Below are 24415 nucleotides of genomic sequence, written 5' to 3' on the forward strand. Positions count from 1 at the left end.
CGTATGCGGTATTAGCAGTCGTTTCCAACTGTTATCCCCCTCGACTGGGCAGATCCCTAGGCATTACTCACCCGTCCGCCGCTCGCCGGCAAAGATAGCAAGCTATCTTCCCGCTGCCGCTCGACTTGCATGTGTTAGGCCTGCCGCCAGCGTTCAATCTGAGCCATGATCAAACTCTTCAATTAAAGTTTTGTTGCTTCCGTCTTGCGACTTCAGCGGCTCAATGAATTCTGATTTTTTGTTTCTCGCTAAAAGAAACAAACTGTACATATTACTATGAACACTCATTGTTACATTGATTTAAATTTTTGACTGCCAACCCGAAGGCTAAGCAGTTTCGATTAACTCAACACCTGTGAGTGTCCACACAGATTTCTTGTTTTATCTTGTTAAAGAGCAACTCAATATTCGTAAGAGAACTTGAGTACCACACTGAGCGTCGAACGCTTCCCGTTGGCTAGGGCTGCGTATTCTACGCATTTCCCGTTTCGCGTCAAGGAGTTTTTGCAAACTTTCTCAACACTCATCAATCAGTAAACTCATCGATGAACCGTCACATCAGGCTGCTTAACGCTGTCTGCCGTGTCAGTGGATGCGCATTATAGGCAGCAGGAGATTTTGTGCAACCCCTATTTTAAGGAAATTTGCAGTTAATTCCAATTACCTAATCTAGCCACACCATATCCACCACTTACCCCCAAAGTTATCCACGCCCGCTCATTTTAGACTCAGTTTCAACTTAAAATGAGGTTTGATGAGCCTCTATATACTAATAAAGCACGGAGATTCCGTTGATTCTCGAGGCCAGAGGTGGGTTCTTGATGCAGCTTGTTCTAATAAATGGGCGAACGATAGATTAAAGAAACTCTTTGCCGACTTAATCAGAGATACAGGCCGTATTGCACAAAGCTGATATTGGCCACTTGTTAGTTATGAGCTTATCTATATAAAGCTAAGTTGATTTATCAAAGACGTAATGCACATTAAGAGTGACATGTTCGCTTACCTATATTTAGTGACAGGAAATTTAGTGACAGAAAATTTAGTGGCAATAATTTAGAAGCAAAAAAATACCCGCCAATGGCGGGTATTTTCTCATTCAGCTATGGCCTTAAACGCTGAGCTTATTCTTCAACAGGCGAGACCACGAACAGTAAGTCGCCTTGAGACACTTGCTGACCATTGCTGTTCAGGATGCGCTCGATACGATACTTCTTATCTTCAGGGTACAGAATCGCACTCTGACGGTTAAAGCCAGCTAAGGTCACTTGCGAGAACATCTTCATCGCTTCTGTTAGTGCTAGCGTTTGATCGACCGTGACTATGTCACCTTCTTTCACGAAGTCCGCTTCACCCGGTGCAGAAGAGGTATAGAAGATACCTGCGCCTTGGGCTAACACTTTCAGTTCGTTACTTTCGCCAACACGCAGTGACTCAGTATCTACTTCCACAGTTTCAGCGGCAGCTTCCATTTCTGCGATCAACGCAGGAATATCGAGCTCAGCCATTAAGCGTGGCAGATAGTTAGTGTCGTAAACACCTTCGTTGAAGGTACCATCTTTCAAGATCAGCTTGAGTAACGGAATGTTAGTCGCGATGCCTTTCAGCACTACACTGTCTAAGTATTCGTACAGTTTGGCAATCACATCTTCACGGTTTTCACCGCGCATGATGATTTGCGCAATCAAGCTATCGTAGTATGGCGATACTTCTTTACCTGGCGCAGCAATCGAAATGATTTCCACATCTGGATGATCTGGGAACACACACTCAGTGATCTTGCCAGGATTTGGAATAAGCTGCAGTATGCCATGGCTATCGAGCGCCGCTTTCTCAGCTGTCACACGTACTTCCATCGCATAACCAATTTCTTTCGGTTCTAACGCTGCAATTGAACGGCCAGCAGCAATATCAAACTGCGCGCTAACGATATCAATACCTGAAGTCGCTTCCGTGACGGGATGCTCAACCTGCAGACGCGTGTTCATCTCCATGAAGTAGACTTCGTTCGCATCTAAGTTATAGATAAACTCTACGGTACCTGCGCCCATGTAATCGGTCGCGTCGCCTAAGGCACGGGTATAGGCCAGCACTTGTCGCTTCAGCTCGTCCGGCAGCATAGTTGAGCCAGATTCTTCGACCACTTTTTGGTTATTACGTTGAACCGAACAGTCACGCAAACCTAATACTTTCGCGTTGCCGAACTTATCTCGCAGTAACTGCACTTCGATGTGACGTAGTGATGTCACATACTTCTCTAAGTACAAGTCACCGTTACCAAAGGCGGCGGCCGCTTCAGTTGCGGTTTTTTGGAATAAACCAATCATGTCTTCAGGACGTTTTACAACCTGAATACCTTTACCGCCACCACCTTGTACCGCTTTAAGCAGTACTGGATAGCCGATTTCGCTCGCCACGTTTACGGCTTGTTCAGCATTGGTCAGAATACCGTGCGAACCAGGAACAACAGGTACGTTTTGCGCTTGCGATGTCTTAATTGCGTTCGACTTGTTACCCATAGTCGTCATTGAATGCACGCTAGGACCGACGAAGTTAACACCGTTATTCACACACAATGCAGCAAACTGCGGGCTTTCTGAGAGGAAACCAATACCAGGATGCAATGCATCAACCTGTTCATATTCGGCCACTTTCAGCACTGAGTATGCGTTCAAGTAACTTTCATCCGATGTGTTACCACCAAGACAAACTAACTTGTCGGTTTCTTTAAGCATATCCGCGGGGACTGACGTCATATCAGGATCCGACGCCACTAATACCACATTGATATTATTGTCATGCGCCTTACGAATAAGTTTTACAGCTGTACAACCACGAGCGTGAACCAATACTTTGTTAATTGGCTTCATTAACTTACGTGGATCGTTCTGCACGATCACTTCTTCTTCAACAGTAGCTTCAACCACTAAGGTCGACAGTGCATTGATGATCACGTCGTTAATTTTTGCCGAAGGCATTGGCATCAGAGGATCGATACCTGCTAACTGAGAGTCTAAATTGTCGCTGAATGGGTTATGGACTAAGCCCGCCATTGCGCCAGGTACTTTTGACAAGTAGTTAGAAAGCGTTGCCGTTGATGGTAAGTAAGCTGGCACCACCATTTGACCCGCGAACGGCATGTTAGTACCAGACAGGTAGTAAGTTTGCACCAATGGGTGAGTCACAAAACTCGCCTGCGCACCACCGGTACAGTCACCAAAACCAAACATCAATACTGGCAATTCGTTATCACGAATAAAACGCGTGATACGGTCGTTCACCACAGCCATAGAGAATAGCGCCGCGGCGCCTTCTTTAGTCTGCATACCGCCTGAACTGATAAAGCACACAACGGGTAATTTACGCTTAGCACACTCGATCAATAATGCAGAGAATTTCTCAGCACTGGCCATATCGAATGCACCCGCTTGGAATGCGGTGTTAGACACAGCCACACCCACACGCACTTTTTGACCTTTTTCTTTAAAGTCAGCAATACCTGTGATCAAACCACATGGGCGAATGCCTTTATCTAATGCGTCTTCAATCGATAAACGGAAGCCTGGGAAGTTGAGCAAGTTAGCCGACATTTTGTCGCCGTTGATCTCTTCGAAATGGGTAAAGAACTGCTTCACCACATTTTCCCAAGTCATGTTGCCTTTACGTTTTTCGTCACGCAGCACTTTTTGGATTAATAGATCCTGATAACCCATGGTCAAGCGGTTCCAGAAGTCCTTACGACGACCGATACGCACAGGGTTGATCGCGCCAGTGTACTTGCTGGTATCGCTTTCACTATCGAAATACTCAGGCAGTAAACGCTCGAAGAAGTAAGTCAGTACCACGAATAGACTGTCGTTAAGTTGTGGGAAACCCACACTCTTCCACTGCTCTACTCGCACCAACAAATCGGCGCGGTTCGATTGACCCATAAAATACTTGAGCCACTTATAGAACTTAGCTTTGTCGTTCGAGGTATCTTGCGTCGACAATGCATGGTCAATTGACTTGTGCAACAGGTTGTTCACTGAGTTACGTGACAAACTCTTCGACATCATGGCTTCTTTAGCGATTGACGCTAAGCTGCCCACAACGTTGTCATACAAGGCATTGAAGATCAGAATGTTATGGCATTGCCAAATAAAGTCTTCACGCAGTTCTTCATTTACCACCACATCCAGCACAGTCAGCTGATTCAGCTCAGGCCATTTAGCTTGAGTCACAGACTTTGGCAAACTTTCTAAGTGCTGAATCAGCCCTTTAAAGTTGTTAGCCGCATTGCTCTTCCAGCGGTGATACAAAGACCAGCTGATGTTGAATAACAACGCCTTACGTGCTTTTTTATAGTTCTCTTTTGGCTCACCCAAAATCAAACGTGTCAGCATGTTACGCTCGGTAGAAACTTCGTCACGTTTAGCGACAAAGTTAGTCCACAATTTATTCAAATCTTCGTCATAAACTAGCTTATCAGGGTTAGACAACCAAGCTTGGAACACACGGTCTTGTTCCTGTTGAATACGTGCCAACAGATCACCTTCTGGCACGCTAGCGCGTGACAGACGACCATATTGCTCTTGAGAAATAGAATGGATACGGCTACGTAGCGTTAAATAACGCAAATAGCGATAGGCGCTACCGAACAAGTTATGGTGACTGGTCGGGCTCGTTGCCACAGCCAATTCTGCATTCAGTTCCAAAGCCATCAAGTTTTTAGATGGATTAAGGAAACGAGTTAAACTGCGATCATAATGCTCACGTAAATCTTTAGATTCACGCACAAAATTCATCGCTGCACGCTCAACCGCTTCTACGCTGCTAATAATAGCGCGGCGCAGATTGTGCTGACGCTCGTCGCGATCGCCCGGTGAAAAGTCGATGATACCGTCGATACAACCTGAGGTATAAAGCTCTTCTGGTGATACACCCACAGATTTCGCACATTCTTGCCAAGATAAGTTGTACTTACGGGCAATACTTTGCAGACCTTGTGGCTGGATCGTGTTGAAAATACCGTCACGCAACGACAACAGAATGTTCGCAGCCGCTAATGGAATTGCGCCACCAGAATAACCAGCACCAATTACGATACCGACTGTCGGTACGTCAACGTTGGCACTTTCTGCGATGGCTTTAGAAATTGAATGCGCTTGGTTTTGGCTGTTAGCGATTTCGCCAGCATCCGCCCCTGGGGTATCAATTAAATAGATAATAGGCATAGACAATTCGGCGAAATGACGAATTGCTTTACAAGCGGCGTAATGATGCTCAGGCATCCAAGCACCGTTAGCTGTAGTGCGTTCTTGGGCAATAAAGCCAATACGACGAGTGCGTGAACCAAAGTTCAGCTCGACCTCAGCACTGTAAAAAGAGCCCAAGTGAGTTTCCGTAATCAAACGACCTTTAAGATCGGCAATAATACGTTTTGCACCAGGACGACCTTTATCTTGGGTCGGCTGGATCACTTTAGCAACGTAACCGTCGACATCTAAAGATGCCAAGTCTTTTAAGTTTGCTTGAATAGCATCCTCATTTAAAAGACCTTTAATTTCTTCCGATAAACTCTGTTTACTGTGCTTAGGAAACAGAGAAAAATCTTTTGCCAAATGCTCGGCCTGTAAAAAAAGCGGATCGGGCGTTTGGGCTTGAGTCATGTGTTTGGGCTGATTATTGCTGGTCATCAAAAGATCCTCTGCTTAGCCTCTGAAAATTTTTAGCCAATAAATATAACTTTGTTATCCCGTCAAATGCCATTAAACTGCATAGGACGCTTTGTTCCAAATATGAGACAGTGGGAATAACATGCCAGATTTAAACGGTATGATGCTATTTGCAGCCGTAGTTAGAGCGAAGGGATTCTCCCAAGCTGCACGTGAAACCGGCCACCCAAAATCCACCATAAGTCGCAAAATCGCGCAGCTAGAAGAACAACTTGGCGTGCGATTACTACAGCGCGACACCCGTAATTTGAGTTTGACCCAAATCGGGGCACTCTTTTATCAACACTGTGATTCGATTCGCAATGAGGTAGAAGCGGCCAAGGCAGTTATCGAGAATACTCACGATGATGTGTCAGGATCATTACGCATTGCAATCCCAGTGTCATTTAGCCAAGAACTTATCGCTAACCTCTGTAGCGGATTTATGCGTTTATATCCCAATGTTGAATTGGATGTCCAGTTTACCGACAACGATATTGGTTTAGTCGGTGAAGGATATGACATAGCCATCAAATATGGCCCACTTCAATCGTCGGACTTAGTCGCAAGATTACTGTTTGAACGCCAGCCAATTTTAGTGGCAAGCCCTGCATACTTAAAACTCAAAGGCACACCCGCGACTCCAAAGGAACTCAGCCTGCACAGTGGGATTTTATTGGGGACTTCTCGCTCAGCACCAATTTGGCCATTGGGTAAAGGTTCGCGTAAAACCATGGCGAACTTTCAGCGTAAAGTGAGGGTCAACAGCCCGATAATGGTGAAGCAATTAGCCATAGATGATTTTGGCATCGCCATGTTATCCAATTCAGCCTGTAAGACTGAACTTGCTAATGGACAGCTAGTACCGATTTTACAGGAGTGGCCGATTGAACCTTTTAAGGTTTATGGGGTTTATTCGAGCCGACGCCAACTGGCCACCAACATCAGTGTCTTCTTAGACTTCTTTGTAAAACGCTTCAGCAGCCAAGAAAGCCTGCAATCCCTAATGGGTTAACGTTTCCCGTCGCATCAAGGAAGCCTGTTTCAAGAAAGCCCAATAAAAAAGCCTAGATCTGAGTCTAGGCTTTCAGTATCACGATTGATGTCAGCTAAGTAGGCAGCGTCATACGCAATTCTCGCAAGGTTTGGATACGCTATGCTTACGCTACCTAGCATGGGCTAAGGAATAACGCGTTCCCGTTTTAAGATTTCCTTAGTAATGGCTTGACGCAATGGTAAACCTGCGGCGTCGGGAATATCCATATTCATCGCAAAAAACCATACATTATCATCGAGTTCAACCCAACCTACCCACCAGCCAATGCTTGGCTCCGCTCTGACTGCATAACCGGTTTTCGCACGGATAATATAGTCAGAATTCGCTTCAGTCAGCATGGCTTGCTTAACAATACGTAAACTGCGCTCAGAAGCGTGTATCTTGTTGTGATAAAGCTTACGTAGGAAATCGATTTGCTCCGTAGCAGAAATTCGTATGCCACCATCTAACCAAAAGCTATCCAAATTTCCCGAAATATCCTCATTACCATAATCAAACGAGGCGATCATCTTCGACATACGCGCCTCACCAATTTGGCGAGCAAACTCTTGGTAGACAGGCACAACCGAATACTTCATTGCAGTAATAAGGTTATGATCACGATTCCAAGTTGCGATATCTCGACTTTTACCATCCCACTTAAAGACTTGATGCTCATCCTTCACCACGCCAAGCTCTAGCGCGATCAAACTGTTAGGAATTTTAAACGTCGATGCAGGTAAAAAACCTTGATTGGCACGTTTAAGATTATTAGTGAATCCCTGTTGCTTGTTTTCATTCCATAACACCACTACGCCTTTAGTTTGGTGCTGAGTAAAACTGGCATCCCAACTGCGGGTTTCTTGCCACTCCTTAGCTATAGTAGATGCAAAAGTCGGCGCCACTAAGCTTGACGACACTAAAATAGACGACATCACCAGCACAGCCGATATGGTGAACAAACGCATAAAGTCTCCTTGTAGAAAAACAAACAATCCAATGAACTAAAAAAGTGATTAAGGCTATCACTTAGGGTTTTGGCAAGCCCTAGCAAACTGCTGACCAATTGTGGCAAAAAAGAGGCAAACTAGACCCTATTGCACTGTTGCAGATGGATTAATGCTAGCGCCACATGATTTGTGATAGAAGATATTGACATAAGATGACGAAGATCACTGAGCTTAACTTTATTACCCTCAGCTTGTAGTGCATACTTTTTGGCATAAGAGCCTATCCGTACGAAAAAAATAATCATTATTTCCAATGAATAACGTCTAATCACTACAGGGAAGCCAAACATGTTAAAGCCAGTGTTAACACTCATCCTCACCACCAGCTTAATGACTACAGCCAGTGCCGTGCAGTTATTTGGTGATCTTGAAGTTTCCCGCCTACCAACAGCCGAAAAAACCATAGGCGACGTAGTCACTCGCTATCAAGCACTTGACGATGGTCTGGCTCAACTGAGCTCAAAGAAAAACGAAGTTGACGCCACCCAATTAGCTGCGCGCCAAGGACACAGATTATGGCAACAAGCTGTCCGCGATGTACAGTCAGGGCATTTTGACGACCGACCTTTATACTGGGCTCGCCTTGCCATGCTTAATAGTCTAAAAACCACCAGCGCCAACTTTAAAATGGCCGATTGGCAACAAGACATATTAATGAGTGCGGTTGAAAAAGCCTCACGGGGTTTTAGCGATATTCAATATGGTGATGATGTCCAAATCAAAATATTTCTCACGGGTTTCGATCCTTTCTTCCTCGACAAAGATATCACCCAGAGTAATCCTTCAGGTTTAGTCGCCCTCGCCTTGGATGGTTTTCGCTTTGAAATTAATGGTAAAACGGCACAAATCGAAACCGCTATGGTGCCAGTACGTTTTGCAGATTTTGACCAAGGGCTTATCGAGTCGCTATTGAGCCCGATTTATCGCGATCCCAAAACCCAATTTGTGTTCACCGTTAGCATGGGCCGAACTGATTTTGATATCGAACGCTTCCCAGGGCGAAATCGCAGTGCAGCGGCGCCCGATAACCAAAACGTACTCACTGGCGGCACTAAAACCGCACCGGTTGCCCCAAAGCTTAATGGTAAAGATTTTATCGGCCCCGAATTTGTGGAATTTTCACTGCCTGTTTCGGCTATGCAAGTCAAAGATGGTCAGTGGAAAGTCAATGATAACCATACTGTCACTACCCTTGCCCGCGGCGAATTTAGTGCAACATCATTAAACGAACTGCAAAACGAAACGTCAGTCGAAGGTTCAGGCGGCGGTTATCTCTCTAATGAAATCTCCTATCGCGCCATAGTCTTGCAGCAAAAGTTTAATAGCCATGCCAAGGTCGGCCACATTCACACACCAAGAGTCAAAGGCTATGACGCAGATACTGAGCAAGCCATAGTCGAACAAGTACGCACTATGGTGATGCAGGCGGCAGCGAGTTTATAGCCAAGTCACACTGGCTGAAACTGGCTGAAACTGGCTGAAACTGGCTGAAACTGGCTGAAACTGGCATTGTCAGATAGCGTTCGCTATGATGCTAACGCTTCTGATGTGAACGCTTAGGCAGGCTTAATCACCGATAAGTTTTAAGCACTCAATTTTATCTTTAACCGACGAGATCCAACGCTAACCCTATGCTGAAACCCGCTGACTTACTCAATGCCTTACGCCGTCGCAGCAGTGAAGCACTTGCCCCGCTGACAAAATCGACGTACGCAGCCTTAGGCCAAAGCCAAGATAAGTCGCAGGTGATAACGAGTCCACCATTACAAAATCCGGCTCAAGCACATATTTTCACCGGTTCATCACGTCCACTCTCGACACTACAAATTCAAGTACTAGAGCGAATTGAAGCCTGTTATCAAGAGGCCGAGATATCGCTTAAGCGCACTTTTCCACGCCCAGTCACTCAATTTAGTCTAAGGGGTAAGAGTGCGGGTACGGCTCATCTGCAACAGAATCGCTTGCGATTCAATCCTGTATTGCTACGCGAAAACAGCGAGGCATTTCTGACTGAGGTCGTCCCCCACGAAATTTGTCATTTGCTGTGTTTTCAGCTTTTTGGCAAAACCAAGCCCCACGGTAAAGAATGGCAATCTTTGATGTTAACGGTATTTAAGGTCAATCCGAGTACCACACATAGCTTTAATACCACTTCAGTTACGAGTCGCGATGTTGAGTATCGCTGCGCCTGTGGACCGATTCGACTGAGTATTCGCCGCCATAACAAGGTGTTGCGTGGTGAAAGTCGTTATATTTGTAAACGCTGTAAGACCCATTTAACTGCGATCTAGCGACTTTCAGCAAACAAAACCCCCACCTAAGTATGACTCAATTTGCATAAACAGCGATATTTCCCTTACCATCACGCCATAAAAGATGAGCCAAAGGCTCGCGTAGTGTTTGTTATTTTGGGATAAATTTTGAACAAAGCTCCTTTAACCGTTAATTCACGGCGACTTTTGTTGTGCCTAATCACTTGGGCGGCGACCTTATCTGTGCCCGCAAGTGCCTCAGTGTCACATCCCAGCAGTTTCAGCCAAGCGAAAACCAAGTCACAGGCGCTCTACGCAGGCAGTCGCCAAGGTACTCTGCCCGCAGTCAGCTTTTACTGTGGCTGTGAAATTCAGATCAAAGGCAAATCGTGGAAACCCGATCTCGCCAGCTGTGGTTATCAAGTCCGTAAACAGGAAACCCGTGCCAACCGTATCGAGTGGGAACACATAGTCCCCGCCTGGGAATTTGGCCATCAACTCCAATGCTGGCAAAAGGGCGGCCGTAAAAACTGTGCCGATAACAGTAATGAATTTAATAAGATGGAATCGGACATGCATAATTTGGTACCCGCAATTGGTGAGGTCAATGGCGATCGCAGCAACTTCCGATTTAGCCAATGGAACGGTAAGGCCGACCAATATGGCCAATGTGCTATGGTAGTCGACTTTAAGAATCGTCAAGCACAACCTCCCGCAAATACCCGCGGTAAGATAGCCAGAACCTACCTCTATATGCAGCAGACCTATGGTCTTAAAATCGCCTCAAGCCAATTAAAATTATTTAAGGCATGGGATAAAACCTATCCAGTTGATACTATTGAGTGCAAACGTGATAACGCCATAGCGCAAACCCAAGGTAACCATAACCCCTTTGTGCAGAATGCCTGTAATGCGCCACCACAGCGTCAACAATTAGCCGAATAAGGTCGACAATGAGAGTCCCAAGAATTTATCAACCTCAGCCATTAGCCATCAATCAACAGTTGAACTTAGACGAAGATGGCGCGGCCCATATCGGCAAGGTGCTACGCATGGGCAACGGCGAACATATCAGTCTATTTAATGGCGATGGCAATGATTATCTTGCTGAAATTGTCGATGCAGGTAAGAAGCATGTCACAGTAAAACTGCTCTCATGTGAGGCCAATTTATCTGAGTCACCACTTAACTTGCACTTAGGCCAAGTGATTTCCCGCGGCGATAGAATGGAGTTCACCATTCAAAAATCGGTCGAGCTTGGCGTGAATACGATTACGCCGCTGTTTTCAGATCGCTGCGGTGTGAAACTCAACGGTGAACGCCTAGAGAAAAAAATTCAGCAATGGCAGAAGATCGTCGTGAGCGCCTGTGAGCAATCGGGACGCAGCCAAGTGCCCGTGGTTCGCCCAGCGATGGACTTACACGATTGGTGCACTGAACCTACCTCAGCGCTTAAACTCAATTTGCATCCACGTGCCGCACACGGTATCAATGGCTTAGATTTGGCCCATACCCGCGTGCGACTATTAATTGGCCCAGAAGGCGGTTTGTCGGCGGAAGAAATCGCCATGACAGAAACCTATCAGTTTACCGATGTGTTGCTTGGCCCCAGAGTGCTACGCACCGAAACCGCCTCGCTCACCGCCATTACGGCACTGCAACTCAGATTTGGTGATTTAGGCTAGACCGTCCACAGCCGCACACTGCGGTGGTATGGCCCCCCATTATCCAATAAATGCTTTTTTGCCTGCAAACGGCGACAAATAAGGAACAGATTAATGATAAAACTCGGCATAGTGATGGACCCCATCAGTGAGATCAACATTAAGAAAGACTCCAGTTTTGCCATGTTAATGGCCGCGCAGGAAAGAGGTTATCAGCTGTTTTATATGGAAATGGCCGATCTTGCCATGGTCAACGGTGTGGCTATGGCCAATATGCGTCCGTTAACTGTTTTCAATGATGCGAGCAAATGGTTTGAACTAGGTGAATCTCAAGACACGCCGATGAGCGAACTCGACGTGATCTTAATGCGTAAGGACCCGCCATTCGATACTGAGTTTATCTACGCAACTTACATGCTTGAACGCGCCGAAGAACAAGGCGTGTTGATCGTTAACAAGCCGCAAAGCTTACGTGATGCTAACGAGAAACTGTTTACCGCATGGTTTAGCGAATTCACGCCAGAAACGATCGTGACCCGTGATGCCAAACGTATCCGCGCTTTCCACCAAGCGAAGGGCGATATTATTCTTAAGCCACTTGATGGTATGGGCGGCACCTCGATTTTCCGCGTGAAGCAGGACGACCCAAACCTTGGGGTCATCATAGAAACCTTGACCAGCTATGGCCAACAATATGCCATGGCGCAAGCCTTTATCCCTGAGATAACCAAAGGCGATAAACGCATTTTAGTGGTCGATGGTGAGCCTGTGCCCTACGCCTTGGCGCGTATCCCAATGAAAGGCGAAACCCGTGGTAACTTAGCGGCAGGCGGAAGCGGTGTGGCTCAACCTTTATCCGACAGCGATTGGGCAATTGCCCGCGCCATTGGTCCAGAACTTAAAAAGCGTGGACTGATTTTTGTCGGCCTCGATGTCATTGGTGACAAGCTAACTGAGATCAACGTAACTAGTCCAACTTGTATCCGTGAGATCCAAGCAGCATTTAATGTCGACATCACCGGCATGTTAATGGATGCTATTGAAGCACGCATTAACACCAAAGCATAAAAATTTACCAACGAGTTTGTTGATTTAAGGCGCTTTGACATCACAAGCGCCTAGCCACTTTCTAGGGATGTGATATGAGTTTCACCAAAGCGCCATTCTTGTTACTCGGCATAGGTTTATTACTATCGACTCCGACTTGGGCCAACATAGAAACAGGTCCAACGAAAGCACCGTCGCGTCCCAAAAATATTGTCATCATGATAGGTGATGGTATGGGACCGTCTTACACTAGCGCTTACCGTTACTACAAAGATAATCCTGACACAGAGGAAGTCGAACAAACCGTATTCGACCGTTTACTTGTAGGTATGGCGAGCACTTATCCCGCCAGTGTCAGTGGTTATGTTACCGACTCAGCCGCGGCAGCAACAGCGCTCGCCACTGGCGTTAAATCTTACAATGGGGCGATTTCGGTCGATACCCAAAAGCAACCGCTGCCGACCATACTCGAAAAAGCCAAATCCCTTGGCCTCAGCACAGGTGTCGCTGTAACGTCGCAAATCAACCACGCCACGCCTGCAGCCTTTTTAGCCCACAATGAGAGCCGTAAAAACTACGACGCCTTAGCACTCAGCTATCTAGAAACCAACGCCGATGTATTCTTAGGCGGTGGTCAAAAATACTTTACCCCTGAACTATTAGCGCAATTTAAAGCCAAGGGTTATCAACATATTACTCGTTTTGAAGACCTCGCCAGCATCACCCAACCTAAAGTGCTAGGCTTGTTTGCCGAAGTCCAATTACCTTGGGCGATTGATGAAAAAGATGCGAAAAAACTCAGCACTTTAACCCAAAAAGCGCTCAGTTTACTGTCGCAGAATGACCAAGGTTTTGTACTGTTAGTCGAAGGAAGCCTCATCGACTGGGCGGGTCACAATAACGACATTGCCACAGCCATGGGTGAAATGGATGAATTCTCCAATGCCATTGAAGTGGTTGAGCAATTCGTGCGTGAACATCCTGATACCCTGATGGTGATCACCGCCGACCATAACACCGGTGGCCTATCGATTGGCGTCGATGGAAACTACAACTGGAACCCTGAAATCCTACGTAACATTTCAGCCAGTACCGACACATTAGCCTTAGCCGCCATCAGCGGTGAACAATGGCAGGCCGATCTTGCCCGCGGTTTAGGTTTTGAGCTCAACGAAGAAGAAATCGCAACATTAACGGTCGCCAGAATGCAGGGGTTAGAAACCATCGCGGTTGCAATTCGCCATGTTATTGATAAGCGAACTGATACGGGTTGGACAACCGACGGCCATACAGGCACAGACGTACAAGTGTTTGCCGCAGGTCCCGCATCTGAGCTGTTTAACGGCCATCAAGACAATACTGATATCGCCAATAAGATTTTCAGCTTATTGCCAAAACCGAAGAAACCTAAGAGCTAAGCGTTAATCGATTCCTTTCATTAAAGGCAATCACATAAGGCAACCGCATAATGCAGTTGCCTTTTTTATTGGGTCTTTTTATTAGGGATTTTATTAGGTCTTAGCGCAGTGATTCGATGCAAACTGGCTCGGGCGTGAATAACGGGTATAATGCCCACACTTAAGTTTATAGGTGCCTGTAACTGTGTTAACTAATCCATCGCAAGTCATTATTCGTAATCAAGACAGCCTAAGCCAACATAAGGTGTTAGTGCTCAATCATGAAGCCGATCTACTGCCAAAAGCCCTGCTCGATGTCGCGGCCTCGGTCGATGCCCTCGCCTTAGATTATCACCATTATTTACACTTAGCGCCGCACGCGAATTCAAAACTGCGTTGCTACTTCGGCCACGAACTGCCACATCAAGACCCAATTAAACCAGAAAAGTACGATACGGTTATCGTTTATTTCCCCAAGGCTAAACCCCTCGCACCTTATCTGTTTAACCTCGCCGCCAGCCATCTTGTGCCTAACGGCCAACTATTAGTGGTTGGGGAAAACAAAGGCGGCATTAAGTCTTTAGTTAAACTCTTGCCTGAGTATTTTGCGACGGGGATGAAGCTCGATAACGCCCGCCACTGCCTGCTGTTTGGTAGCCATTTAGAGGGCAGCGCTCCGGCAATGAAACTTAGCGACTGGGTCAGTCAGTATCAACTCACAACGCCGCAAGGCGAGATCAGTATCTGTAATTTAGTCGGGGTATTTAGCGAAAAACGGTTAGATCTCGGCACTGAATTATTATTGTCACACCTACCAACACTCTCGGGTCGAGTGCTCGATTTTGGTTGCGGCGCTGGCGTGATCACCGCTGCCCTACTAAAAGCACAACCGAGTCTATCCCTAGAATGCGTTGATATTAATGCCATGGCGTTAGCTTCTTGCGAACTCACCCTCGCGGCCAATGGCATGACAGCCAAAGTGTATCCATCCGATGGGCTCACGCAAACCACAGGAAAATTTAACGGCATTATCTCTAATCCGCCGTTTCATGATGGCCTCGCCAGCACCACCAGCATAGCGCAGAACTTTGTCACCGATAGTGCTAAGCAATTACAACATAATGGTATTTGGCAAATAGTCGCCAATCGCCACCTGCCCTATTCCGATATTATCGCCGCCGAATTTGGCCAATTGAAAGTGGTTGCCGATAACAACAAGTACAAGTTGTATTACTTCCAGCACAAATAGATGTTTGATTAATAACGCGCAGATGCTTTCGCTGAAGCGCGTTATTGGCAACCCAGCCACTCACTCTTATCCCAATCCCTGTTTGTTTTCAGATAAAACCTCCCTTTCATTTTGTTACAAAATTCAATATTGTGATCTGCCGCATGCCCGCAATTCTGACAATCCCCCACTTATAGTCACTCAACAGCCGTTCCTAACATAGGGATTCGATTTAAAACATCAAAATAATGGTTAAACCTAAAATCAATATAAGTTGTGGTTTATTCAGTAATTTTTGTTATAAAACCAGAGATAACACTGATTATAAGACTCAATTTTTTATAAAAAACTATTTTAAAATTCACTCATAGACCATTAACAACAAAATGACAACATTTGCTGATTTTGCAGCCAAAAAGGCTTCTTTACCCTAAGTTTCTACTGTTATACTCAAAACAGCTTCTTAACAAGAATAAAACGCAATTACTAGGAATGCCCCTATGCTGGACCCTGAACTCATAGAGCTAAACAGCGATAAGACAAAAGCTGAATTGCGCCTGATCCCTAATGTCCATGGTCCAGTCACCCATGAAGACATAATGCGCCTGTTGTCTTTACCTGAATTCGCCGCCCTGTTTCCGCTAGAACCAGCCATTACTAAAACCGTCGCTAAAATCAACTCTCTTTGTAATCAAGACGATGGAAAATTTGAGCTCTATACTACTTTGGCCGAACGTCGCGATGGCAGCATAGCTATCGAGATTAGTCCCGATAAAATGCAAGCCAGTCTTAAACTTACCGCAGCATGGGGTGGTAAACAGATAGATTTGCCAGAGATTCTCACTCATCTCAAAAAAAACAACGTCTGCATGGGGCTAAGCAAACTCAAAATTCAAGCTCTACTAAAGCAACTCAGCACACTCAAGCCAGGGGAAATCTGCCAAAGTGAAATAGCCCAAGGCAAAGCCCCTGTAAATGGACTCAATGCGGTATTAGAACGCAAAGTATTCCTTGCGCGGGAGCGCTTGCTTCAGCCACAAGAGCGCGAAGATGGCAGTGTCGATATGCGCAATTTAGGCGCAATGATCATTGTTAAAGCCAATGATCTCTTGATGGTTAAACATTTAGCCACCGAAGGCACTCCGGGCTACAACATCAAGGGCGAAGTCCTTAAACAAAAACCAGGTAAGGATGCCGTGCTTCAAGTGGGAACAGGCACAGCTTTTCATCCCAAAGATCCCAATAAGCTGATCGCCATAGTGCCGGGGCAACCCGTCGAAACCCGTACAGGTATGAATGTCGATGATGTACTGCAACTTAAAGATGTCGACATCAGCACAGGCCATGTTACCTTCAAGGGCAGTATTTTAATCACAGGTGATGTCCACGAGGGCATGATAGTTAAAAGCTCAGGCGATATTACCGTGATGGGGTTTGTGGACTCCGCCACCCTTGAAGCAGAAGGCGATGTCACTGTGAGTAAAGGCATCATTGGCCGCCAGATTAAAGCCAATGAATACTCTACCAATATCTATTCTCAAGGCCAGATCAGCGCCCAATTTGTGCAATATTCTCAATTAGTTGCCAAAGGTAATATCTTAGTCACTAAACAGTTGCTGCACAGTAATACCAAAACCGCCGGCAGTTTAACGGTCAGCGATCCTAGCGGTCGTCGTGGTGATCTGGTTGGCGGAGTTGCACACGCTGAAAAAGGCATCACGGCGGTTGTCATAGGTGCAACGGCAGGGACTAAAACTGACGTTTACTGCGCAATGGGACAGGCTGAACTCAAGCAAGATCTCAAGCTACTCGATGAGAGCGTTAAAGCTATGGTCGTCGCCAGTTTAGATATCGAGGCTCGCCTCAATAAACTGCCCCCCAAGTCAGAATGGCAAGCTGACGCGGTTATGATTGAGCAAATAAAGATGATGCTTGATGAGAAGAATCGCATCATGGACGAACGTACCCGTGAAGAGCTTGAATTCGATACCTTTAAACAAGAAGTCGAAGGCTACTACGAAAAATACCGCATCGAAGTGCTTAAACACGTATTCCTTAACGTTGAGCTGCATATAGGTCCAGCAAATCACCGTACGGCACGTGAACACGGCACTTGTTGTATTGCCAATGTTAATCAAGAGATTAACTTTGACTATAACGCCAAGGCCAAAGCTGCACCGAGCACATAAAGTTCACTAGGGTTCTTAACGCCAGTGCTGAGGCGGCTTTCGCTCGGTAGCCAAACCTCTGAACTCGTTCTGGCCTCTATCTATCTTCTCCAAGCGTGGCATACTGCTCACAGATAAACGCACGCAGCAGTATGCCAAGTCACCTTCTTGCTAAATCCTAATCCTTGTTTACTGCCGCCGATTGATCTCAGAGAATACCTCAGAGCCCATTTTAAACTTCCTAAGGATCTGAAATGACTAGCGTTAAGATGTCGAGTATTGAATGGCCAGCGATTGTAAAACTGACTCAAAATGACGAATTACTTTACCTAGAACATCAAAGAGATTGGCTCGAACTGGCCTGTCTCTATCAGCATCACTTCATCGAAACCGATCAATTATTAGACTCCAAAGGTCAGCGATACCTTATCAGTGCCTGTCCACAAAAAATCCATGAAGATCCTGTTGGCGAATTACCTCGATTACTGCGCCAAAAACAGGATTTACCACTCAATGAATTTATCAAATGGGTTCAAAATCATGCCCAAGCACTAGGACAATGTTGTGTTGCTAAACTGGCTTTCACGACAATTGCCCAAGGAATCGAAATTGTTCGTACCCTCGATGAATAAACAGCAAACACATGATAAGCCATAATAAATGGCTATCAATGACTCAGTTAATCAATAAAAAACAATATGACCTTAAAAGCTAATATCCTCATAATCAATTCACAGGCATAATTTGCCGCGGTGCAACAGCGCTAAGCCAGACGGTAAAGCGCTTAAGATGCACTCCAAAATAACCGTTTTCTGCGTCGACTCAAGAGATGACGTTTAAGTTGGCACTAAATATACAAATAGATGGAACCGAAATTGGAACTACTTAAGATTGACTGCTTAGGCAAACAACTGCGCTTAGAAGGCCCGCTCGCGGGCTGGCAACAACTCTACTGGGACAACACCTTAGTCTCACAAAAAGAAGCTTCCGTCGATAATGGCGGCCTCAAAGTCCATGTCTTTGAACTCACCCACCACAGCAGCCCATTGGTGACAGAAAATGGTGAGCAAGCCATCGCCATAACAGAAGCTAAAATCCAAGTTCGCCTCGAAACCGATCTCGTTTGGCAGCCTTTCCGCCTCGATTACTGCTTGCTGATGGATGACAAGATTATCGACCAAGGGCGACGGACAGAGAAAGATATCGAACGCCAAACACCAGAAACGCCCATCGTTAAGCAGCAAAAAATCAGCATGATAGGACTCGCCTCCCTCGGCTTTAAGCTGTTAAAGAGCGCTAAAGTCATAAAGGTGGTGTTAGCGGGCGCCAGTGTTGCCGCTTACTCTTGGCTATTCTCCTTCCAATTCGCCCTCGCACTTATCGCCTGTTTGGTATTCCACGAATATGGCCATATTCGCGCAATGAAATATTTTGGGATGAAAACCAAAGGGATTTACCTTATTCCCTTTATGGGCGGACTCGCGCTCTCCGATGAGAAAATTAATACACGTTGGCAAGATGTGGTGATTTCTATCATGGGACCTACCTTTGGGCTCTTGATGTCCATCGCTTCCTTGATTGCTTACCACGCAACGGGCAATGTGTTTTTTGCTGGCCTTGCCGCCTTTAATGCGCTGCTTAACCTATTTAATTTATTGCCTATTTTGCCACTCGATGGCGGCCATATTTTAAAGAGCATCAGTTTTTCGATGAACAGCATCATGGGGCTGGTCGCCTGCGCCGCCGGTGCCGCTTTCGGAGTGTATATCAGCTACACCTTAGGCTTAGCGCTATTGGGCTTCTTGTTGTTGATCGGCAGCTTAGAAATCATCTTCGAGTGGCGAACTCGCCATCAAAGCCATCTGCTGCCATTAGACAGATACGGGCAAATCTTCTCGGTTATTTGGTACTTGCTCACAGTTGGTGCCTTAGTCGGCATAATCTGGCACTTAGCGGGAACGGGCGATGATATGCTCAGCTTGCCGCTGCAAATATTACGCAGTTAATCCACTTAACGGCTAAGCACAGATTCAAACACTCACCCTGAGCAATACAAAAAACCGCTATTAATAGCGGTTTTTTATTTTTCTGTCGCGCTGTGATGCTTTTACAAAAATGCGCTATTCCTTTGCCAAAGGAGGGGCGATATCGCTGCCACCAAGAGCTTGATAAAGCGTCGCTTGGGCGGTGAGTTGGTTGTAACGATTCTCGAGTAAAGCCGCCTCGGCGCTGCGACGATTCTCTTGGGCATCAATCCAATTCTGAATACCGATAGCGCCATTGCGGTACTGGCTCTCATAAATGGCTTCAACAGCCGCCGCTGCACTGAATTGCTGCGCCAACTTCTCCCCTTGATAGCGATATTGCTGCTTAGCCGAAATCGCGTTATCGACATCTTCAAAGGCGGAATAAAGCGTCTTGCGATAATTCACCACTGCGGTTTGATAATCGATATCGGCAATGTCATTATTGATTTGCATTTGATTCCACTGCAAAAAGGGCAAGACTAGCCCTGCGCCTAAACTGCCAACGGGATTGCGTAACAACTCTTTTAACTCAGAGGTCGACTCCCCAACACCGCCGGTTAAACTCAGGCTTGGGAAATAACTCGCATAGGTCGCATCTTTACTCGCCAAGGCGGAGCGCAGTTGATACAAGGAGGCCTTCACATCTGGGCGTCTCACTAACAAATCTGCGGGTACACCCACGCTCACATCAGGTACTGCTACGTCGGGGAGTTGCTTAATCTCAACCCAAGTTCCCCCTGAAGCTAAACTCTGCGCAGGAACAGCTGCAGGAGTCTGATTGAGTAATATCGCTAGGGCGTTTTTAGCCACAGTTAATTGTTGAATAAGCTGGCTATGGGCTGCCTCTTGTCCCGCCATACTGCGCTGAGCTTCGAGCACATTCACTTGCGTCACGGCCCCAGAATCATACTGCCTTTGGGTTAATGCCAGCGTTTGCTGACTGTACTCGATACTCTTTTGGCTTAAATCAATCCGTTGATTTAAATAACCTATCTGCCAATACAAGGATGCAGTGGTCGCCACTAGGCTTTGGGTGGTACTTTCTCTATCTTCGGCGCTCGCCAGCGCAGCCCATTGAGCTTGGTTGATATTGGCCGACACTTTGCCCCACAAGTCCACCTCATAACTCACGGACAATTTCGCTTGATAACTCTTAGTCGCATCGCCACCCTCAAATGGCTGATTACGGGAAGCGTCAAGGTTTGCCGATAACTGTGGGTATAGATCATCCCGCGTTAGCCCTGCCAGCAAGCGTGCCTTACGCAGCGTTAAGGTCGCCAGGGTTAAGTCATTGTTAGTGCTCAGCACTTGGCTGACCAGCTTATCGAGCTCGGGCTGATGAAACTGCTGCCACCAAGGATCTACTCTCACTTGCTCGTTCACTGTGGTGTTTTGCCACTGTTCAGGAATAGCCAGTGCGGGCGGTTCAAAGTCTGAACGCATAACACTGCCACAACCACTCAACAGGGCTATGCACAGAGCTGGTCCCAAAGCCGTACAAACAGCAATAGCGCAGCTACGAGGCGAAAATGGTTGATTAAATAGTTTAGTATTCATGGTGTTATTATTCTCTGGCTAGTGCATCAACGGGATCTAACTGCGCCGCATTGCGGGCGGGTAAGAAACCAAATAGCACACCAATTAAGGTCGAGCAGGCAAAGGCAGCAACGATGGAGGTGGTGGAATAAATCATTTGGAAACTGCCCCCCGTTTGAGCAAACACCACGCCAATTAAGTAGGACAAGGCGATGCCTAAGGTGCCACCACACAAACACACTAAAATGGCTTCGATAAGGAACTGGCGCAAAATATCGTTCTGGCGCGCACCCACGGCCATACGAACACCGATTTCACGGGTTCGCTCAGTCACAGACACTAACATAATATTCATCACCCCAATTCCGCCAACGACAAGGGAAATCACCGCGATAGCCGAGATCAGTAAGGTCATGGTTGCCGTGGTTTTTTCAATGTTCTGCCTAATGGTATCGGTATTAATGGTGAAGAAATCTTGCGTGCCGTGGCGCATCTTAAGCAGCGCGATAATGCCCTGCTCCGCCGCGTTACTCGGCACAGTTTCATCGAGTCGAACGGTAATACCATCCAAATAATTTTTACCCACCATACGGCCAGAAACTGTGGTGTAAGGCACCCACACATTAAGCGCATCGCTGTTACCAAAAGCACTTTCTTTAGGTTGAGTCACACCTATGATACGTACGGGTAAATCTCCAAGGAAAATCACTTGCCCTATTGCCGAGTTATTGTCGGCAGCGCTGTTAGGAAAAAGCTCCTTACGGGTGTTGTCATCAATCACCGCATCTTGGGCGAGCGATGCGACACTTGCATCATCCCAAAATTGGCCCTGCGCTAACTCGTACCCTCTTACACGGAAAAACTCAGGCCCCACACCATTCACCGATGCCGATACCGCTTTATTACCAAAACGAACCGTTGCAGTAGAGCCAATGCTTGGTGTCACGCTATCAACATAGGGCAGATTTTTAAGGGCATTGGCGTCCGTTGCGGTTAAGGTGCGCACCCGCGCCGAGCGTCTATCGCCAAAACCTGAACCAGGGCGAATATCAATCGTGTTAGTTCCCATCGAACTGATACTTTTGAGAATGGCCTGCTGCGAGCCTTCACCTAAGGCCACCACAGAAACCACAGAGGCGATACCGATAATAATCCCGAGCATAGTCAAGAAAGTACGTAACCTGTGGGTCGACATTGCCACCAGCGCCATTTTAAGCGCTTCGACATATCTGTCCCACGAAGCCACCCGCGCACGCGAGCCATCTTTTGCTGCCACTGCACCGTTAGGCTTTTGTGACGCCGTATTTTGTAATGTTGAGCTTTGCGACGTCGAGCTTTGTGGCTTAGCCGTTTGTTTATCCTGACTGCGCTCATCGCTGATGATCACGCCGTCTTTGATTTCGATAATGCGGTCGGCATATTGGGCCACATGCATATCGTGGGTCACGATAATGATGGTATGACCGTCGCTGTGAAGCTCCTGCAACAACTGCATCATTTCTTCGCCGCTGTGACTATCCAATGCACCAGTCGGCTCATCGGCAAGGATCACATCACCGCCATTCATCAAAGCGCGCGCCACACTGACCCGCTGCTGCTGTCCGCCACTGAGCTGATTGGGTTTATGGTCAAACCTGTCGCCAAGGCCTAAACGCGTTAACAAATGCTCGGCCCTGTCTTTACGAACCGTGCGTTCTTTACCCGCATACACAGCAGGTACTTCGACGTTGCCTATGGCGGTCAAATCGCCCAGTAAATGATAACGCTGAAAGATAAAACCAAAGTGCTCGCGGCGCAGCTGCGCTAACTCATCAACGTCCATAGTCGAGGTATCTTGGCCGTTGATAAAATACGCGCCCTTTGACGGCTTATCTAAACAACCAAGAATGTTCATTAGGGTCGATTTACCCGAGCCAGAAGCACCTACTATCGCCACCATCTCGCCACGGCCAATCGACAAGTTCACATCTTTCAGCACAGTGAGTTGCTGCTCACCCGCCTGAAAAGTGCGATAACAACCTGAAATTTCAAGTAATGCCGTTGTCACTGTTAAAACCTCACGCTAGGTGGGCGACGTAATTTACTGCTGCCATCATCGGAAGACGGCATGCCAAGCACAACCTGATCGCCTTCCTTCAAACCCGCGGTGATTTCAGCATTGATTTTGTTGTTAATCCCCACAGTGACATCCACATATTGCACTTGGTTATCAACTAACACAGGCACTTGATATTGCGAGCCGCTGCGGGCTTTACGCTCGACAGACTTAGCCTCTGGCGCCGCGGATTTCTCCCTCGGCTTTATACGCAATATCTGCGCAGGCACTAATAGCGCATCATCGGCCTTAGCTAACACTATGGACACCTGCGCCGTCATGCCGATACGCAAGGTGCGGTCAGGGTTTTCTACATCAAACAGACCATGGTAATAAATGGCGTCTGAGTCGCTAGAGCTCATATTGCTATCGTCGCCATCCATCGAAATCGGCCCAGGCTCAATCGCCCTCAAAACGCCACGGTAGGGATGATTCGGTTTTCCAAGGACAGTGAAATACACGGCTTGACCCGGATGGACATTGACAACATCGGCTTCGGAAATCTGCGCTTTAACTGTCATGGTATCCAGCTGCGCCATTTCAACTATGGTCGGTGTTGTTTGATTAGCGTTAACGGTTTGCCCCACTTCCACCGCGGAATACACCACAGTGCCATCCATCGGCGCGGTAATTTTGGTATAACCTAAATCGATTCTGGCACTGTCGACGTTAATCTCAGCCTGTTGTTTTTGCGCTTCTAATTGCTCAAGCTCGGCTTGATAAACCGTTAGATTAGCATCGGCCACTTCATAATCGGCACGAGAACTGGCCTTATCGGCAAGCATTTGCTGCTGGCGGCTAAATTCCAATTTAGCTTGGCGGATCTGCGCCTGTTTAGCACGGAACTGAGCATTGATACTCTTGAGTGATGCGAGGGCATCCTTCAAATTATTCTGCTGCGCTAGGCTATCAATCTGAGCAATCAAATCGCCTTTCTTTACTTCATCACCCAGTGCCAGCGGCAAACTTAAGATTTGCCCCGATACCTGTGCGCCCACACTCACCAGTTTGGATGCCTGCAACATGCCATTGGCAAGTACTGAGTTTTCGATATCGCCACGGCGCACCGCTTCAGTTACATAGGTAGGTACCGTTTCAGGCTTATGCCACATAAAATAAGCACCGCCACTGAGGAGTATTAAGCCGCTTAACGCGAGCAGCAATTTACGCTTTGAGGATTTTTTCATCGGTATTGTCGTGTCCATCAATGCTAAAGACAGCAAGCATTCATCTTGCTAAGGAACTGAAATTGTTCCAAC

Annotated in this window: 16 protein-coding genes and 1 rRNA gene; 11 read left to right on the top strand and 6 right to left on the bottom strand. The window is 46.8% G+C overall.

Annotation, left to right across the window (positions count from 1 at the left end):
- Positions 1-185, bottom strand: a 16S ribosomal RNA gene (locus L5M51_RS20880); the annotation flags it as partial.
- Between the two features lie 939 nt (positions 186-1124).
- On the bottom strand, positions 1125-5678 hold the full coding sequence (locus tag L5M51_RS20885; protein ID WP_105251502.1) for a biotin carboxylase N-terminal domain-containing protein: 4554 nt from the start codon (positions 5676-5678) through the stop codon (positions 1125-1127).
- Between the two features lie 121 nt (positions 5679-5799).
- Here L5M51_RS20885 and L5M51_RS20890 point away from each other — a divergent pair, with 121 nt between their 5' ends.
- Positions 5800-6711, top strand: a complete 912-nt coding sequence (locus L5M51_RS20890; RefSeq protein WP_105251501.1) for a LysR family transcriptional regulator — start codon at positions 5800-5802, stop codon at positions 6709-6711.
- A 164-nt stretch (positions 6712-6875) separates the two neighbouring features.
- Here L5M51_RS20890 and blaOXA read toward each other — a convergent pair whose 3' ends face one another.
- Positions 6876-7700, bottom strand: coding sequence for a class D beta-lactamase (blaOXA, locus tag L5M51_RS20895; RefSeq protein WP_263174437.1), 825 nt, complete (start codon positions 7698-7700; stop codon positions 6876-6878).
- Positions 7701-8030: 330 nt separating this feature from the next.
- Between blaOXA and L5M51_RS20900 the strand changes: the two genes are divergently transcribed.
- The 10 genes from L5M51_RS20900 to L5M51_RS20945 all read left to right on the top strand — a co-directional run bounded on the left by L5M51_RS20900 (position 8031) and on the right by L5M51_RS20945 (position 19504).
- On the top strand, positions 8031-9185 hold the full coding sequence (locus tag L5M51_RS20900; protein WP_263174438.1) for a hypothetical protein: 1155 nt from the start codon (positions 8031-8033) through the stop codon (positions 9183-9185).
- A 188-nt stretch (positions 9186-9373) separates the two neighbouring features.
- Positions 9374-10033: a SprT family zinc-dependent metalloprotease gene (locus L5M51_RS20905; protein WP_263174439.1), complete on the top strand. Its 660-nt coding sequence runs from the start codon at positions 9374-9376 to the stop codon at positions 10031-10033.
- A gap of 129 nt (positions 10034-10162) precedes the next feature.
- A complete protein-coding gene (endA, locus tag L5M51_RS20910; protein WP_411569075.1) occupies positions 10163-10939 on the top strand; it encodes an endonuclease EndA in 777 nt (258 codons plus the stop codon).
- 8 nt (positions 10940-10947) lie between these two features.
- Positions 10948-11679: a 16S rRNA (uracil(1498)-N(3))-methyltransferase gene (gene rsmE, locus L5M51_RS20915; RefSeq protein ID WP_263174440.1), complete on the top strand. Its 732-nt coding sequence runs from the start codon at positions 10948-10950 to the stop codon at positions 11677-11679.
- Between the two features lie 93 nt (positions 11680-11772).
- Positions 11773-12726, top strand: coding sequence for a glutathione synthase (gene gshB / locus L5M51_RS20920; protein ID WP_105251495.1), 954 nt, complete (start codon positions 11773-11775; stop codon positions 12724-12726).
- A 74-nt stretch (positions 12727-12800) separates the two neighbouring features.
- The gene (locus L5M51_RS20925) at positions 12801-14123 is read left to right on the top strand and encodes an alkaline phosphatase (protein ID WP_263174442.1); all 1323 of its coding nucleotides are present in this window, start codon (positions 12801-12803) and stop codon (positions 14121-14123) included.
- Positions 14124-14307: 184 nt separating this feature from the next.
- Positions 14308-15351 carry a methyltransferase gene (locus L5M51_RS20930; RefSeq protein WP_105251493.1) on the top strand — a complete coding sequence of 348 codons (1044 nt, stop codon included), beginning with the start codon at positions 14308-14310 and terminating at the stop codon, positions 15349-15351.
- Between the two features lie 479 nt (positions 15352-15830).
- Positions 15831-17519: a DUF342 domain-containing protein gene (locus tag L5M51_RS20935; protein WP_263174447.1), complete on the top strand. Its 1689-nt coding sequence runs from the start codon at positions 15831-15833 to the stop codon at positions 17517-17519.
- A gap of 233 nt (positions 17520-17752) precedes the next feature.
- Positions 17753-18130, top strand: coding sequence for a DUF4144 family protein (locus tag L5M51_RS20940; protein WP_028759298.1), 378 nt, complete (start codon positions 17753-17755; stop codon positions 18128-18130).
- A 231-nt stretch (positions 18131-18361) separates the two neighbouring features.
- Positions 18362-19504 carry a site-2 protease family protein gene (locus L5M51_RS20945; protein WP_263174450.1) on the top strand — a complete coding sequence of 381 codons (1143 nt, stop codon included), beginning with the start codon at positions 18362-18364 and terminating at the stop codon, positions 19502-19504.
- 114 nt (positions 19505-19618) lie between these two features.
- Here L5M51_RS20945 and L5M51_RS20950 read toward each other — a convergent pair whose 3' ends face one another.
- Genes L5M51_RS20950 through L5M51_RS20960 form a run of 3 tightly spaced genes read right to left on the bottom strand, consistent with a single transcriptional unit; the run spans position 19619 to position 24343 of the window.
- The gene (locus L5M51_RS20950) at positions 19619-21082 is read right to left on the bottom strand and encodes an efflux transporter outer membrane subunit (RefSeq protein ID WP_263174452.1); all 1464 of its coding nucleotides are present in this window, start codon (positions 21080-21082) and stop codon (positions 19619-19621) included.
- 7 nt (positions 21083-21089) lie between these two features.
- Positions 21090-23108, bottom strand: a complete 2019-nt coding sequence (locus tag L5M51_RS20955) for a MacB family efflux pump subunit (protein ID WP_263174455.1) — start codon at positions 23106-23108, stop codon at positions 21090-21092.
- Between the two features lie 2 nt (positions 23109-23110).
- Positions 23111-24343 (bottom strand): efflux RND transporter periplasmic adaptor subunit, encoded by a 1233-nt coding sequence (locus L5M51_RS20960; protein ID WP_263174456.1) that lies wholly within the window; start codon positions 24341-24343, stop codon positions 23111-23113.
- Positions 24344-24415: the final 72 nt, after the last annotated feature.

Source organism: Shewanella sp. SM73 (assembly GCF_025653795.1).
In the GTDB taxonomy this organism is placed as follows: domain Bacteria; phylum Pseudomonadota; class Gammaproteobacteria; order Enterobacterales; family Shewanellaceae; genus Shewanella; species Shewanella oncorhynchi.